Origin of the sequence: uncultured Streptomyces sp., from assembly GCF_947488945.1 — a bacterium.
Classification (GTDB): Bacteria; Actinomycetota; Actinomycetes; order Streptomycetales; family Streptomycetaceae; genus Streptomyces.
In genome coordinates, this window is record NZ_CANLBS010000019.1 from 41,677 (window position 1) to 57,059 (window position 15,383).

At 72.1% G+C, this 15,383-nt stretch carries 12 protein-coding genes; 7 read left to right on the forward strand and 5 right to left on the reverse strand.

Annotated elements, in window-relative coordinates:
- Positions 1 to 304: 304 nt before the first annotated feature.
- Together Q0994_RS25825 and Q0994_RS25830 are read left to right on the forward strand one after the other, a co-directional pair.
- Positions 305 to 1,222 carry an RNA polymerase sigma factor SigF gene (locus Q0994_RS25825; protein ID WP_299538843.1) on the forward strand — a complete coding sequence of 306 codons (918 nt, stop codon included), beginning with the start codon at positions 305 to 307 and terminating at the stop codon, positions 1,220 to 1,222.
- A gap of 347 nt (positions 1,223 to 1,569) precedes the next feature.
- Complete coding sequence (locus Q0994_RS25830) at positions 1,570 to 2,142, forward strand: hypothetical protein (protein WP_299538845.1); 573 nt, start codon at positions 1,570 to 1,572, stop codon at positions 2,140 to 2,142.
- 205 nt (positions 2,143 to 2,347) lie between these two features.
- Here the strand turns inward: Q0994_RS25830 and Q0994_RS25835 are convergent, their stop codons facing one another.
- Positions 2,348 to 3,439 (reverse strand): Rieske 2Fe-2S domain-containing protein, encoded by a 1,092-nt coding sequence (locus Q0994_RS25835; protein ID WP_299538848.1) that lies wholly within the window; start codon positions 3,437 to 3,439, stop codon positions 2,348 to 2,350.
- A 256-nt stretch (positions 3,440 to 3,695) separates the two neighbouring features.
- Positions 3,696 to 4,571 (reverse strand): DUF4394 domain-containing protein, encoded by an 876-nt coding sequence (locus tag Q0994_RS25840; RefSeq protein ID WP_299538850.1) that lies wholly within the window; start codon positions 4,569 to 4,571, stop codon positions 3,696 to 3,698.
- Between the two features lie 551 nt (positions 4,572 to 5,122).
- Between Q0994_RS25840 and Q0994_RS25845 the strand changes: the two genes are divergently transcribed.
- Positions 5,123 to 5,470 (forward strand): hypothetical protein, encoded by a 348-nt coding sequence (locus tag Q0994_RS25845; protein WP_299538852.1) that lies wholly within the window; start codon positions 5,123 to 5,125, stop codon positions 5,468 to 5,470.
- 95 nt (positions 5,471 to 5,565) lie between these two features.
- Positions 5,566 to 6,180 carry a hypothetical protein gene (locus Q0994_RS25850; RefSeq protein ID WP_299538854.1) on the forward strand — a complete coding sequence of 205 codons (615 nt, stop codon included), beginning with the start codon at positions 5,566 to 5,568 and terminating at the stop codon, positions 6,178 to 6,180.
- A 187-nt stretch (positions 6,181 to 6,367) separates the two neighbouring features.
- On the opposite strand, the gene Q0994_RS25855 is transcribed toward Q0994_RS25850, so the two are convergent.
- Positions 6,368 to 7,621, reverse strand: a complete 1,254-nt coding sequence (locus Q0994_RS25855; RefSeq protein ID WP_299538856.1) for a DUF6357 family protein — start codon at positions 7,619 to 7,621, stop codon at positions 6,368 to 6,370.
- Positions 7,622 to 7,708: 87 nt separating this feature from the next.
- Positions 7,709 to 8,725, reverse strand: a complete 1,017-nt coding sequence (locus Q0994_RS25860) for a LuxR family transcriptional regulator (RefSeq protein WP_299538858.1) — start codon at positions 8,723 to 8,725, stop codon at positions 7,709 to 7,711.
- A gap of 201 nt (positions 8,726 to 8,926) precedes the next feature.
- Between Q0994_RS25860 and Q0994_RS25865 the strand changes: the two genes are divergently transcribed.
- Positions 8,927 to 11,734, forward strand: coding sequence for a M4 family metallopeptidase (locus tag Q0994_RS25865; protein WP_299538859.1), 2,808 nt, complete (start codon positions 8,927 to 8,929; stop codon positions 11,732 to 11,734).
- A 246-nt stretch (positions 11,735 to 11,980) separates the two neighbouring features.
- Positions 11,981 to 12,661: an AroM family protein gene (locus Q0994_RS25870; protein WP_299538861.1), complete on the forward strand. Its 681-nt coding sequence runs from the start codon at positions 11,981 to 11,983 to the stop codon at positions 12,659 to 12,661.
- A gap of 50 nt (positions 12,662 to 12,711) precedes the next feature.
- On the opposite strand, the gene Q0994_RS25875 is transcribed toward Q0994_RS25870, so the two are convergent.
- Positions 12,712 to 13,482: an IclR family transcriptional regulator gene (locus Q0994_RS25875; protein WP_299538863.1), complete on the reverse strand. Its 771-nt coding sequence runs from the start codon at positions 13,480 to 13,482 to the stop codon at positions 12,712 to 12,714.
- 253 nt (positions 13,483 to 13,735) lie between these two features.
- On the opposite strand from Q0994_RS25875, the gene Q0994_RS25880 reads away from it, so the two are divergent.
- Positions 13,736 to 15,367, forward strand: coding sequence for an OPT/YSL family transporter (locus Q0994_RS25880; RefSeq protein ID WP_299538865.1), 1,632 nt, complete (start codon positions 13,736 to 13,738; stop codon positions 15,365 to 15,367).
- Positions 15,368 to 15,383: the final 16 nt, after the last annotated feature.

Genomic DNA, 15,383 nt, shown 5'->3' on the forward strand with positions numbered 1-15,383 from the left:
GACGGGAGCACTGTATCCATCCCGCGGATCCGGGCATCACCGCATCCGATCTGCTGGTGACCCTTCTGCGTCGGCCGGGCCCGGGTCAAGGCCCACCACGCGGTGCGGGCCTTTTCGAGCGCGGGCAGGGGCAGGGGGTGGCACGGTGGCGGGACGGCTGGGACGGCCCCGGCCACGCGGATCTCGTACGACGCCCCGTCAGGCCGGCCCGGCTCGAACATGGTTCGCACGCCGGTGCGGGAGTGGCTTCGGGGAGAAGGGGCAGACGGCGGTGGAACGGGCGACACGACAAGGAAGGCAGTCCATGACGGCGATGCTTACGCGAACCAGTGGAGCGACTGACACAGTGGGGGAGTCAGAGGCCATGAACGGAACGCGGGCACTCGCCGGAACCGAAGCCGGGGTGCAAGGTCTTCCTTGGATCGAGGACGCCGGGAAGGTCGCGCCGAAAGACGCACGCGCCGTGTCGAAACTGTTCTTCGACCGCCTCCAGACCTTGGAGGAGGGCACCCGCGAGCACCAGTACGCCCGCAACACGCTGATCGAGATGAACCTCTCGCTCGTCCGGTTCGCCGCCCAGCGGTTCCGCAACCGCGGGGACGGCGACATGGAGGACGTCATTCAGGTGGGCACGATCGGCCTGATCAAGGCCATCGACCGTTTCGACCTCTCCCGCGAGGTCGAGTTCGCGACCTTCGCCGTCCCGTACATCGTCGGGGAGATCAAGCGGTTCTTCCGCGACACGACCTGGTCGGTGCACGTCCCTCGCCGCCTCCAGGAACTGCGCGTCGAACTCGCCAAGGCCAAGGAACTCCTCGCGGCCGGGCTCGACCGCGACCCGACGGTCAAAGAACTCGCCGCCCACCTCGGGCTCGACGAGGACGAGGTCGTCGAGGGCCTGATCGCCGCCAACGGTTACACCGCCGGTTCCCTGGAACTGCCCGGGTCCGACGGCGACAGCACGAAGGTGGCGCCGCGGACCTACGCCGACGTCCTCGGCGAGCGGGACCCCGCCCTGGAGACCGTCGAGAACCTCCACACCCTCGCCCCGCTGCTTCAGCAGCTCGACGAACGCGAGCGCCTCATCGTCCGGATGCGCTTCGGCGCGGAGATGACCCAGGCCCGGATCGGCGCCGAACTCGGCATCTCCCAGATGCACGTCTCCCGCCTCCTTACCCGCATCGTGCGCAAACTCCGGGACGGCATGGGCATCGACGCCTGAGACGCACGAGGCCGGGGGCGTCCCCACCGCACCGTGTGCCCCGCCCTTCCGGGCGGGGCACACTCGTGTCTCCGGCGGGGCCGGGACACACCGCGCTGCTCCGGTCGCCCGTGGCGGGCACACTGCCGGCCACGGGCAGGAAGACGCTGCCGGGAGGTGCGGAGGCGGTCGTGCCGGGTACTGGTGGGGTGTCGGCCGTGGGTGCCGATGGATGGGCGGGAAGGCTGATGGGGCGTGGGAGCCTGGCGCGTGAGGTGAAGTGGGCTGCGGTGGGGTGCCCTTCGAGGGAGCTGCCGCGCCGGCTGTGCAGGGTGCTTGCCCGTGGACTGCCGGCGGACGGGGTGACGATGTCGCTGCTGACGGACACCCCGTCGCGGCAGATGCTGTGCGCGTCGAACGACATGGCCACCGTCCTGGAGGAAGTGCAGTTCACGGTGGTGGAAGGGCCGTGCATCACGGCGGCGGAGTCCGGTGAGCAGGTACACCTGACCGACTGGGGCACGGCGGCGCGGCGGTGGCCGCTGTTCTCGGCCGCCTTCCGCGAGCGGTACCCCGACGCCCAGGCGGTGCACGCCTTTCCTCTCTGGTTCGGTGACTACATCCTCGGCTCGGTGGACGTGGTCAGCCGGACCCCGGGCGGGCTTTCCGTCGAGGCGATCGAGGAGGCCGCCGAGGCGGCCGACGCCGCTGCGAACGCGCTCCTCCCCGCCCAGCGCATGCTCCTGGAAGAAGGCGAGTTCCCGCCGTGGGAACCGGCCGACGTGGTGCGCGCGCACTGGGCGGACACCCATCGGGCCATCGGAGTCGTCGCCGTCAAGGAGGAGATGAACGCGGACGCCGCCCTGGCACTGATGCGCGCCCGCGCGTTCTCCACCGGACGTACCCTTGCCGAGATCACCGCGGACGTCCTGCGAGCCTGACCCCGCCCGGCACGGGCGGTCAATGCGGCAGGGGCGTCAGCCCCGCAAGCTTGGTGGCCCGCTGCCCCTCCGCGCCGGCGTCTCCACGGCACACACCCACGCAGCCTGCTCGCCGCCCCCGCCGCCCCCGCCGCTCCGGACGGCGGCTGGCGGACGGCGGCCGGCGGACAGCCATCGCGACTCCGCAGCCTCATGGGGGCCGGTGTCAGGAGTTCACGGCCTCGTCCTCTCCCGCGTGGCGGGGGCGCGTCACCGGTGCCCGGTCGGCGGGTTGCGGGTAGAACCGCCGCGCCCAACGACGGAACGGGCCGATCGGGCCGTCCCCGGGGGCCAGCCGGGGCGGCTGCTGGTACTGCTTGGTGTGCCAGATCGGGAAGTCCGCGGCGGTGAACTCGCAGCTGGACCGGAAGACCGCGCGGTCGAGCAGGCGGCCCGCGGCACGGCTGACCGCTCGCGCGAGCGGCTTCGGCAGCCTGCCCGGCTCGGCGAACGCGATGCGGTTCAACTGCCGGAACTGCATCCGGTTCGGTGCGATCGCGGTCGGCATCACCATCGTGCACATCCGGAGCCCGAAGCGGGGCGTGTGGACGTCGGCGTGCAGGCAGCCGAGCCCGTAGCCGTCCACTTCGACGTCGACGGTGAACTCGCCCACCAGCGGGGCGGTCTCGTGGGCCCGCATGGACACGTGGAAGGTGGCGCCGTCGTAGGCGACGGGCCCGCCGATCTCGGCTCTGGCCCAGCCGTGCAGGGTGGCGAAGTGCCCGAGGTCGACGGAGTTCTCGATGACCTCCTGGACGTTTCCGGCCATCTCCCAGGCAGCCGTGCGCGCGGGACGGCTGCCGATCTCGTGCCAGCGGGGAACCGCCCAGTCCGGCTCCCGGCCGTCGTGGTGCCTCCAGACGAAGACCGCGCCGTTGACCTCGTGCACGGGCAGCCGGGTGAGGGCGGAGCGCGGCGGCGGTGTGCCGTACCCCGTACGCACACAGGTGCCGTCGGGCCCGAAGGCGAAGGAGTGGAACGGGCAGAGGAGGTCGTCGCCGTCGACCTTCGCCAGACCCAGGTGGGCACCGAGGTGCGGGCAGTAGGGGCGGACGGCGCGCAGGGCTCCCGTGCCGAGCCGGTACAGCACGACGTCGCCCCCCGCGAGCGGCCGGGTCAGCACGGTGCCGGGCCGCAACTCCTCGGAGAAGGCCAGTGCGGACCAGCCGCTCGGGTACGGCAGAGCCGGTGCCCCCGAGGCGTCGGCCGGTGTCGGACCCTCGGTGATGGCACGCCCGTACGCACGTGAAAGTCCCACGTTCTCCCCTCCGACGATTGGTCGCCCGAAGAATGCCCACACCGCTCCCGGGATCCACACGCCGCACCGCGCATCAGCCGAACGGGGTTTGGCGGGAGTCCGGTTGACGCCTGTGGGGCGGGGCGCGCAGGGGGGCGGCCCGGTCGCGGTCGACCGGCAACCGGGGCGGGCTGCGCGGGTGCGGGGGCCGGGCGGCTCGCGCCGGTCCGTGCCGGTGCCGCAGGGACGTCCCTGCGGCACCGGCGCGGGTACGTGCTCAGCCCTGGTTCAGCGGCAGCGCGACGTCGACGACCTGCCGGCCGGCCGGGAAGGAGCCGATGAGCGAGGCCCCGCCGTTGAGGACGTTCACGCGGTAGAAGCGCTGCTTCCCGCCGGTGGACAGTGCGGCGAAGCCGCGGTTGGAGCCGTCGGAGGGCTGATGGTAGATGTCGAACCCGGCCCACGGACCCGCGTCCGCACCCAGGTTCCCGGTCGGGGCGAGAGTGCCGGAATTGGCCGGGGACTGCAGCGAGACCCGGTCGTTGACCGTGTCGATGTCGAACAGGGTGGTCGCCGTGGCCGCGTCGAGGTCGTTGTTGGTGTAAGCGGCCCCGGTGACGCCGAGCGCGGTCGAGGGCGGCGTGCCCGGGTTGGTGAGGGTGCCGTCGGCGGTCGTGGTCCGCGGGGCGGCCGGGTCGTCGACGTTGTGACGCAGGTTCTGTCCGGTGTCGCTGATGACGCGCAGGCGGTTGGCGGCGGGGTTGAAGTCGACTCCGAAGTTCTGACCGGCGAGCGCGACGGTGAGCTGGGAGACCTTGACGGCCCGTGCCTCGTTGTCCAGCGTGTAGACACCACCACGGTCGCCGACGCCGTAGAGCTTTCCGTTCTGCACCCGGAAGTCGATTCCGACGAGCTTCCGGTCCGTCCGGAGGCCGGAGACCTTGCCGAACGCCCAGGTGTCGCCCGGGTTCGCGATCTGGAAACCGACCAGTCGGCGGTCGGCGGTGAGCCCGACGCCGACGAGGCCGGGCGCCGCCGCCCGCCCGCCCGGGCCGAACGGGGAGGGCCCGGGTTCCGCCGAGGCGAGCGCGGGCGCGAGGAAGGACAGCGCGACGACGCCGGCAGCGGCCACCGGGAGAAGACGAGTACGCACAGGTGCTCCGAACCTTGGACGGCCCGCCCGCCGAACGGGGCGAGTCCACCCTTGCTACGGAGCCGCCCTCGTCCAGGCCAGGCTTGGACGTACCGCCCCAAACCACCCCATTGGCGCATCGGTCGACGCGTGGTGCGCACGCAGCCGTGGGCGCAGACCGCGCGGACGCGCAGCAAGGGGGCGCACGTCCGGCAATACGTGCGCCGGGCGCACTGATGCTCGTGGCCACTGTTCGCCCGACGCCCCCGATACGGTGTTCCGTCTGTGTACGCGCCTGCGGGGGCGTGGCAGCGTGGAGGACTCCATAACCTCCGGAGCACGGGAGACCCCGATGCGAAGAAGAGACGAACGCCCATTGCCGCGGCGGCGGTTGGCCGCCTGTGCGGTGGCGGCACTCCTGGGGCCGGCCGGTTCGGTCGCGCTGCCGGCCGCCACGGCGCAGGCAGCACCGGTCGACATCACCTGCCTCACGGGAACCAGGAACACCGCATACACCCCGCACGTACACGCCGGGTCCCGCGTCCCTCCAGATCACCGACCACTTCAGTTGCGTGTCCCTGCTCAGCGGTGTGAGCAGCGGTTCGGGCAGCTACACGGTGAACCTGCCGTCCACGTCCTGCCTGGCGTCGGTACAGAGCCCGCTCAGCTCGAACACGGCGACCTACCACTGGAACAACGGAACGTCCAGCACCATCTTCTTCGCCAGCAGCACCGCGGTCAGGGCGGTCGACGGGACGGTCACGGTCACCAGCATCGGCGCGGTGACGTCCGGCCTCGGTCTGGGGCAGACGGCGACCCGGGTGACGGTCGAACCCAACCTCGACCTCACCGCATGCCTCACCGGCGGCCTGAGCGAAACGAACAGTGTGCTCAACACCCTGATCATCGCGCCGGTCTGACCTGACCCGTCCGGCGCTGCGCCGAGGCGCCCGCGAAGCGGGCACGCCCACCACCCACGCCCACGCCCCACGCCCCACGCCTCCAGGAGGCCGCCATGCACCACTGCCACGACGCCGTCGGACCGTTCTCCCGACGGCGCCGTACTGCCATGGCCCGCGTCAAGGCGCGCAGGCAGGTCACCGGCCTGCTGCTCGTCTGCGTCGCGCTGCTGACGTCACTCGGCCTGTCGGCGCCCGCCGCCGCAGCGTCCCCGTCGGCCCTGATCGACTGTCCGGGATACGCCACCCAGCAGTTCTCGCCCGGTCTGCGGCTGCTCCCCCAGCCGGTGTCCTTCCACGCCGAAGGGCCGTTCGGCCCCTGCGTGACCACCTCCCCCGACCACGTCTTCGCCGACTACGAAGCCGACGGCCAAGCGCTGCTGTCGTGTTCGGTGAGCCTGCCGGTGACGGGCGTCTCGGGCACCGTCCGGTGGAAGGACGCCTCGGGCGATCCGTCCGGCACCTCGCATTTCGACGGCGGCATCTCGCTGACCCAACGGCCCACCGGCCAGAACGTGGTCGTCGTGCTCGCCACGATCACCGCAGGCGACTTCGCGGGGGACCAGATCCTCTACGAGATCGTGCTGCTCAACACCGACCTCCTCGCCTGCCTCACCACCGGCATCACTCAGGTGGCCGGCCCCGCCAACCTCACCGTCCTGCCGCTCTGACCGGCCATCACCGCCGGCGTCGTCCGCGGACCGGGATCCCGCCGCACGGCGTGGTGCGGGAACCCCGGTCCGTGCAGGCGTGGACCCGCCCGCCGGCCACGCCCGAACCGTGGGCTCCGGACGCGGATCGGGGAGAGCCGCTCCTCGCCGACGGCGCCGCGCGGCGCCTCGTCCGTGATGCCGCGTTCTACGTCGCGTCCCGCCGCCGGCGCGCGCGCTCGAACTCGGCGATGTCCGGCATCCAGGGGCCGTGCCCGCCGAGTGCGGCGTAGCCGCCGCGGACGAAGGTGCTCACCAGGTCGCGGCAGTCGCCCATCCCGTCGGCCAGTCGGTACTCGACCCCGTACTCCGGTTCCGATCCGCCCTCGCCCGCGCGCACCGTGGTGATCCGGGCGGCGCAGTCGGCGTAGAAGAGGAACTGGAGCCCTTCGCCGAGTTCCTCGTCCTCGATGGTGAACACCTGGTTGCCGGAGCCCGCGTGCTCGCCGACGAATTCCCAGAACTCCGCCCCGGCCGTGCGGGGACCGCCGGGGAACCACTTTCTCTCCGCTCCGTTGTCGTCGGTGAACGACAGCGGCGTCGCCCTCGCCGGTGTGCGGGCGGCGTGCTCATCGGCGTCCTCCCCCTCGTCCACGGGCGCGTTCCTGGTGCGGGCGGCGGCCTCCGAGCACATCAGGAAGCTCACGGTGCGCACCGCGTCCTCGACGAGTTCGGGGTGGGCACGGCGCACGGCCGTCTTCACCGCCGTCTCCATCAGGTTCCAGTCGCGCTTGTCCGTGGCGCGCTTTCCGCGTCGGGGATCGCGCCCGATCCGCATCCCGGCGCACGCCCGCTCGGCGGTGGCGATGACGCGCAGGACCGCCGGCAGGAGCGCGGGGTCGACGGCGTCGGGCTTGCGTCCCGGGATCGTCGAGCCGTGCACGTACTGCCCCGTGTACCGAAGGACCGCGGCGTCCAACGGAGCGAGCACGGTTCCGCGTTCGGCGCGGCGGCGGTTCGCCCGGTACTCCTGGGCCCGTCGCGGATCGGACGTCTCCGATGCCCGGCTCATCGCGGCGCAGACCCGGCCGCGCTCCAGCAGGTCGGTGTCGGCTCCGTGGGCGACGAGCCGGCTCGTGTCGTGGCGGACGTGCCGGAAGAACGCGTCGACGTCCGCCGGGGCGCCCAGGAGGACCGGGTCCAGGAGGGCGACGGCGGCGTCCTCGTCGAGCGGGCCGCGGGTGCCGGCGTCGTCGCACAGCGGAAGGACCGCGCTCCACAGCAGCAGGTGCCGGGCCAGGTCCCCGCGGAGCACCGCCAGGTGGGCCTGGCCGATCGGGAAGGTGAACGTGCGCGGATCGTGGTTGGCGTCGGCCCCGGCTCCGAGCGACAGGCGCAGCTCACCCCCTTCGCGTATCACCCTCGGTATCCAGCCCTGGCGCGTGAAGACGACGTCACTCATGGGCCCAGTCTTGCTCATCGGACGGAACGGGCGGCCAACGGATGCGTGGGGGCCGCCGGGAGGCCGCGTTCCCGGTGCCCGCGGTCGTCACGCGGTGAGCCAGCCCCGCAGCGCCGCCCGCACCCCGGCCTGGAACCGGGTTTCCGCGTCCAGGGCCCGCATGAGCCGGGTGATGCGGCGGCGGACGGTGTGCACGTGCACGTCGAGACGCCTGGCCATCGCCTCGTCCTTGAGGCCGGAGGCGAGCATGGTCAGCAGTTCCCGGTCCTCGTCCGTGATCCGGTCGTCGCTCACGGCCCCGATGGGAACGGCACGCTCCCACACCGATTCGAACAACGGCACCAGCGCGTTGCTCAGGAGCGCGTCGCTCACCACCAGGGCCGAGGCGGTCGGGTCCGCCGCGTCCGTGGGCGGCAGCAGGGTCACCCGCCGGTCCACCGTAATCAGCTTCGTGGGCAGGTCCGTTCCCACCCGTATGTGCACGCCCCGCAGGGCCAGTTCGCCCAGCCCCCGGGCGCGCCCCTGGAAGCTCAGCCCTTCGCGGTCCACGGCGACACGCACTCGCACCCCCCGCCGCACCGGTTCGGTCACGTCGAGGGGCGCGGGCATCCCGTCCGGCCGACTGGCGGCGTAGGGAGGCCGGTCCAGCAGTGCCACCTCCTCGCTCGCCGAGACCAGCAGCGAGGCCACCCGCGCGGCGATGGCGGCCCCGCCCCGGACCGTCTCGATCCCGGTGGCACCAGGGGCGTTCACGGAGTCCAGCAACGTGGCGGCCATCCGGTCCACCGAGGCCGTCAGTTCCTCCAACGCCGCTGATCTTCGCATGAGTTCGGCCTGTCGCAGGTGGATCAGGTTGCGCAGAGCGGTGGACGGGGCCACGGCGGAGGGCAGCGGCGCGGGCCGGCCCCGGGCGGGGTGGGTGAAGCCGTGCTCCGCCAGGCGGTCGAGCGCGTTGCCGACCCGTCGGGCGGTCAGCCCGAGGGACCGGGCGAGGGCCGCACGGGAGGAGTGCGCGGGTGCGTCGAGCAGCGCTTCGTACAGCCGGAGTTCGTCCGCTCCGAGCCCGAGCGCCTGCCATTGCGTGTCCCACCCAGTCAGTCCCACCGGCGGAATTCTCATCTGTCAACGCAGGCCACACAAGTGTGGACGTCCACAAGTGCGCAGTCGGAACGCATTGTTCACACCGCGTCCCGGCACTTGCATGTCCGTATCCGACATCCGTGAACGCAGCCATGACACCGGAGGAGAACCGTGCGGGGTTCAGGACAGAAGAGATCAGCCGGGCGAGGACAGGGGCCCGGCGGCATGCCCGTCGGGCGGGGGGTGGCCGCGGTGCTGGCCGCCGCGGGCCTGCTGGTGACGGCGACACCGGCCGCTCACGCGGTCACGGCCACCGCCTCCGCCGTGTCCGCGGTGACGGCCGGTGCGCAGACCGATACTCCGTCGCTCGTCACCGGACTGAACGAGCAGGCCGCAACCGACGCCACCGCCGCCGACGCCGCCCGCGGCCACCTCGGAGCGAACAGGAGCCGGTACCACATCCCCGCGACCTCGGCGAAGGACCTCGTCCCGGCCGGGACCACGACCGAGAAGGGCGGTAAGGAGACGGTCCGCCTCCAGCAGAGGTACAAGGGCGTTCCGGTCCTCGGTGGCCAGTACGTGGTCCGGATGACGAGGAAGGACGGCAGGCGCACCGTCACCGGCACGTCCGGCAAGTACTTCACCCGGCTGAAGCTCGGCACGGTGACACCGGAGGTCTCCGAGAAGACCGCCATCGAGCGTGCGGTCGGTGCCGTCTCCCGGCTGCCGGGCGGCGGGCTGCTGCGCGCCCCCGCCGGGGGCGGGAAGGCGGGTGGGCAGGAGTGGGTGGGCACGGCCGAAGGCGTAACGATTCTTCCGCAGGGCGCCGGCGTGCTGACCCGGCAGATCACCGTCACCGGCACCAGTCCGGTCGACGGTCAGCCGGTCAGGCAGCAGGTGTTCATCGACGCGCACTCCGGCTTTCCGGTCATGCAGTACAGCGACATCAGGACGTTCGGCGCGGCCGGCACCGGAGCGGCCGTCGCCGGAGCGACGGGCACGACACCCGAGGCGGCCCTCCCGGCAGGTGACGAACTCGTCGTCAAGGGCGGCGGAACGCGCTACAACGGCGAGAAGACCGAGGTGAACCTGTACAAGGACACCAAGGGCGTCTACCAGATGATCGACTACGGCAGGCGGGCCGCCGACTCCCCGTACGACGGCCCCATGCTGGCGACCTACGACGCACGCGGGCGTGAGGTCGCCGCGGCGTCCGGCACCTGGCCCAGCGGCATCAAGACGTTCCAGTCGGCCTCCCCCGACCTCGGCCAGGACTTCACCGACGCCGGTGCGATCGACGCCCACTGGGCGGCCGGCAAGGTCTACGACTACTACAAGTCCCACTTCGGCCGGGCCGGCCTCGACGGCAAGGACGGCTACATCTACTCCCTGGTCGGCGTCGTCTCCAACGGCCGGCCGTACAACAACGCCTTCTGGGACGGCGCCAAGATGGTGTACGGCCAGGGCGGCGGCGACTACCGCACCTTCTCCGCCGACACCGACGTCGTCGGTCACGAGATGACCCACGGCGTGGTCGAGCACACCGCGAACCTCGTCTACGCGGGCCAGTCCGGCGCGATGAACGAGGCGATCGCCGACTACTTCGGCAACGCCATCGACCTGGAGGCGAACAACGTCTCCATGGACGACCCGGACGCCGGCCTGCTCGGCGAGGACCTGTGCACCACCGCGGGCCCCCGCGAGTGCGCACTGCGCGACCTCGACGACGGCGCCACCACGTCGAAGAACTTCATCGGCACCACCTACCGCGGTGACAACGGGGGCGTGCACCTCAACTCCACCATCTTCTCCGGGGCGTTGTGGGACATGCGTCAGGACCTCGGCGCCGACCTCGCGGACAAGATCGTCTACCGCGCCCTGTCCGCGTACATGACCCCGCTCGACGGCTTCACCGAAGGCCGCGCCGCGGTCGCCGCCGCGGCGAAGGAGCTGGGTGCCACCAAGGCCCAGCTGCGGATCGTCACGCGCTCCTTCGACGCGCACGGCATCGTGCCCGGCTGGGAGAAGGCGCTCGGCGTCGACACCGACCTGATCACGTCCAAGGTCAACATCGCCGGCACCGGTGTGGGTGCCGGCGGCGGCAAGTACGCCGTCTCCCACTCCGACGAAGACGGCGGCGAGCCGTACTCGGTGTGGCTCGGCAACACCTCCGGCCAGGGCGCGCCGCAGCTGATGAGCGGCAACAACGGCGATTACAACGTCTACGCGGACACCGACGGCACGACGGTGGTGTGGGCCCAGTACAGCAGCACGGGCATCCGCATCATGGCCCGCCCCGTCAAGGGGGGCCTCGCGAAGCAGGTCGACGGCATCGGCAGCGACGTCTCCGGGCTCGTCGTGGACGGCGACTGGGTCGCCTACACGGCCTTCAATCCGCAGTTCGGCGTCACGAACGTCCGGTACGTCAACATGAGGACCGGCGCCGTCGGTCTCGTCGACGGCGGCCGTCCGTACAACATCTCCGGTCTCCCCTCCGTCAAGGACGGCAAGATCGCCTACGCCAAGGTCGCCCCCGACGCGAACGGCGACATGAAGGTCGGCGTCGAGGTCTTCGACGGAGTCACCGGCACCAGGACGGCGATGCCCACCCCCGACGACACCATGGGCGTCGGTCAGACCGCGAGCACCGACGACGGCGTCTTCTGGATCGAGGACAACGACGTCACCGACACCGGCCGGGCCGCGGTACGCCGCGCGAACGTCGACGGCTCGAACCCCCTCACCCTCGCCCCGGAGTCCGGCACGGGCTCGCTCCACGCCTCCACGCTGACGGCCTCGGACGACGCGGTCACCGTCACCTCGCTCCCGCCGGCCACGTCGTACGCCAACGAGACCCTGGCGAAGCTCTACCAGATGACGCCCGACGGCAAAGGCGGCGCCCGGCGCGTCTCCTGCAACCGCGGCGAACAGGCCTACGCGTCGGCCGACGAGGACCAGCGCGTCCTGTGGCTGGACGGTACGACCGGCTACACCGACCTGGTGAAGCGCGACCGCCCCGCGGGCCGCTGCTGATCCGTACCTGACGTGGGGAGGGCGGCCGGACTCCGAGGGGGCCCGGCCGCCCTCCCCACGGACGCACCCCCGCGACGAGAACGCCGAGAACGCCGAGAACCCCCGGGACGTCCCCGGGGGTTCTCGGCGCGTCCGGGGACACACGGCCGGCCGCACGCCGGTAAGCCCTACCCCCACGACAGCATCACGACTACGATGATCCGGGCCTGATTACCATTATCCGGAACTATTCCTGAGCGAGCTGCCGTGCCCGAACTCACCTTCCTGACCATCGGTCAGGCTCCGCGTCCGGACCTGTCCGACGCCATCGAGGCGCATCTGCCGACGACCGTGCGCGTGCGTCACGCCGGCGCGCTCGACGGCCTGACCCGCCGGGAGGTCGAGCGCGGCTTCGGGTCGGCGGAAGGGCGGGCGACGCTGCTGAGCCGACTGGCAGACGGCAGCGCCGTGACCCTGGACGCCGACGCCGTCGGGGCCGCACTGCAGTCCCGGCTCGACCGGGCGCAGGACGCGGGGGCCGACGTCGTCGTGCTCCTGTGCACCGGCGAGTTCCCCGGCCTGCGGGCCGGGCGGGCACGGCTCGTCGAGCCGGACGCCCTGGTCACGGGCTACGTCGGCACGGTGCTGCGGGGCAGCCGCGTCGGGATCGTCGTTCCGCTGCCGGAGCAGGTGGCCGAAGCCCGCGCGAAGTGGCGGGACGCCGTCCCGGACCCCGCCTTCACGACGGCCTCACCGTACGCCGAGGACGACGCGGCGCTGTGCGCGGCCGCGCGGGCCCACCTGGAGGCGGGCGCACAGGCGCTGATGCTCGACTGCATGGGCTATGGGCCGCGGCACCGCCGGGCGTTGCGGGCGGCCGGGGTGACGGTGCCGGTCCTGACGCCCGGGGCGGTGGTGGGGGCGGCGCTCGGCCCGCTGCTGGACTGAGCAGCGCCGCAGCGGCCCGGTGCCGGTCGGGGCGCAGCCCGGCGCCCCGCTCAGGACTCGACGTACCGCAGCCAGTAGGGGTCGCCGATGCGCTTGCCGACACGGAGGGCGGCGTCGCGCACCGCCCGGCCGAAGCGGGCGGCGTTCTGGTCGTGGAGTTCGGGGGCGGGCAGCGCGACGCCGATGCCGAAGATCTGACCGGTGTCGCTGTCGAGGACGGCGGCGGAGACCCCGGCGACGTTCGGGACGTACTCGCCGCGTGAGGATTCCCAGCCGTCGGCACGCACCCGGGCCAGGCACGCGGTCAGTTCGCCGGGGGTGCGCGGCGCCGACCCCGTGCTCTGTTCGAGGCGCGCGTCCACGAGCCGCAGCACCTGCGCGTCCTCCAGGCGGGCGAGCAGCGCCCGCCCCATGGAACTGGCGTATGCCGGAGCCCTGGTACCGGCCGGGGTGTACGCCTGGAGAGCGCCGGTCGTCCCGAGCCGCATGTGGAGCACCAGCGACTCGGACCCGTCGAGCACGTCCACGTATCCCGTGTATCCGAGGTCGGCGACCAGTCTGGCCACCTCCTCCTCCAGGAGGGAGGCCGTGCTGCGCGAGGCGCGGAAGTGGTACGAGGCCTCCATCACGAGCACGCCGGGGCGGTAGGCACGGCTGACCGGGTCGCGGTCGAGGAAGCCGTGGTCGGCCATCATGCTGAGCGTCCGCGACACCGAGCTCTTGGGCAGACCCAGGGCTCCCGCGACGTCCGTCACGGTCAGATCGCGCTGGAGGCGCGCCATCAGTCGCAGGACGTCGCGCGCGTTGGCGAGTGTGCTCACCGTTCTCCCGTCTCCCCCCGGACCCTGCCGGACCGTGTCGTCCGATCGTAAGGGGCGCCCGCAGGTCGGCGTGACCGCCCCTCGCCCGCGGCGCCGGGCCGTCCGCATGCCGGGAATCCGGACCACGCCCTTGACGCCGGACTGCACCTTATGGATGATCCAGAGAGGTCCAGATATTCGCATGCAGTTCCATATTTTAGAACTTCTGAGGCGATCGACATGACGCCGACCCGTACGGGAGCACCGAAGACCCATGAGCACTGACGCCTCGCCGCAGGCAGAGACCTCGCGGCCCGGGGGCGAGGGACGAAGCCATCCGCGCGCCCTCGCCCCCGGCAATCTGATCCTCACCGTGGTGCTCAGCGTGTTCGGGGCCATCGTGGGGGTGCAGTTGCTCGCCACCCTCGGCGTCACCCCCAGCACCTCGCTGATCGGCGCGCTGGCCGCGATGACACTGGCCCGGGTGCCGCTCGTCTGGTTCCGCGGCTTCCGCTCGGTGCACGCCCAGAACCTCGCGCAGACCAGCATCTCCTCGGCCACCTTCGGCGCCGCGAACAGCCTGTTCCTGCCGATCGGCATCCCGTTCCTGTTCGGGATGGACGACATGATCGTGCCGATGCTGATCGGGGTCGCCGCCGCCATGCTGGTCGACGCCTGGCTGCTGTACCGGATGTACGACACCCCGGCCTTCCCCGCGAAGAACCCATGGCCCCCCGGACTCGCCGCCGCCCAGGCCATCAAGGCCGGGGACGAGGGCGGGCGCCGGGCCAAGGTGCTCGGACTGGGCCTGCTGACCGGTCTGGTCGGCGCCGCCTTCACGCTGCCCATGTCGGCGTTCGGCGTGGCCCTGATCGGCGGCTTCGGCGCCATGGCCGCCTTCGGCGCCGGCCTGCTGTTCAACCAGTACGCCGACCCGCTGTTCGGCCTCGACCTGGGCGCGATGTACCTGCCCCACGGCATGATGATGGGGGCGGGTCTGGTCGCCCTGGTCCAAGTCGGCCGCACCATCGTCAAGGTCCGCCGCGCCCCGTCGGACGGCGCCCGTGCGAACGGGCCGGCAAGCGCACCGGAGGGCGCCCGGCGCCTGGGGCGCTCCATGCGGCTGGGCTTCGGCGCCTACCTCGTCATCTCGGTCCTGCTGGCGTTCGGCACCGGCGCCGCCACGCACATGAGCCCCGGCATGCTGATCGGCTTCCTGCTGTACGCCTCCGTCGCCGCGTTCCTGCACGAACTGCTCGTCGGCATCGCGTCGATGCACTCCGGCTGGTTCCCCGCCTTCGCGATCGCCCTGATCACGCTGCTGCTCGGCATCCTCATCGGTTTCCCGCCCGAGGCGCTCGTCGTCCTGTCCGGCTTCACCGCCGCGACCGGACCGGCCTTCGCCGACATGGGCTACGACCTCAAGGCGGGGCACCTGCTACGGGGCGAGAACGCCGACCCGGCCTTCGAACTGGAGGGCCGCCGTCAGCAGCTCATCGCCGCGATGATCGGCTTCGGTGTCGCCATCGTCGTCGTCCTCCTGTCCTACCGGATGTTCTTCGACAACGGCCAGACCGCCCCGATCGACGCCGCGTACGTCGCCGCGATCAAGGCGGGCCCTTCCGCGGAGACCGCCCGGCACCTCGCACTGTGGGCGATCCCGGGCGCGGCCGTGCAGTTGATCGGCGGCTCGAAGCGCCAGCTCGGGATCCTGCTGGCCACCGGGCTGCTGATCGCCACGCCGATGGCCGGCTGGATGGTCGCCGCGGGCATCGCCGTCCGCGTCCTCGCCCCGCGCGTCCTCGGCGCGAAGGCCAAGGACGACCTGGAGGTCTTCGCCGGCGGCGCGATCGCGGGTGACGCCCTCTACTCGTTCGGCAACGGCGTGTTCAAGGCCGCCACGTAGCCGGCCGCGTCCGGGG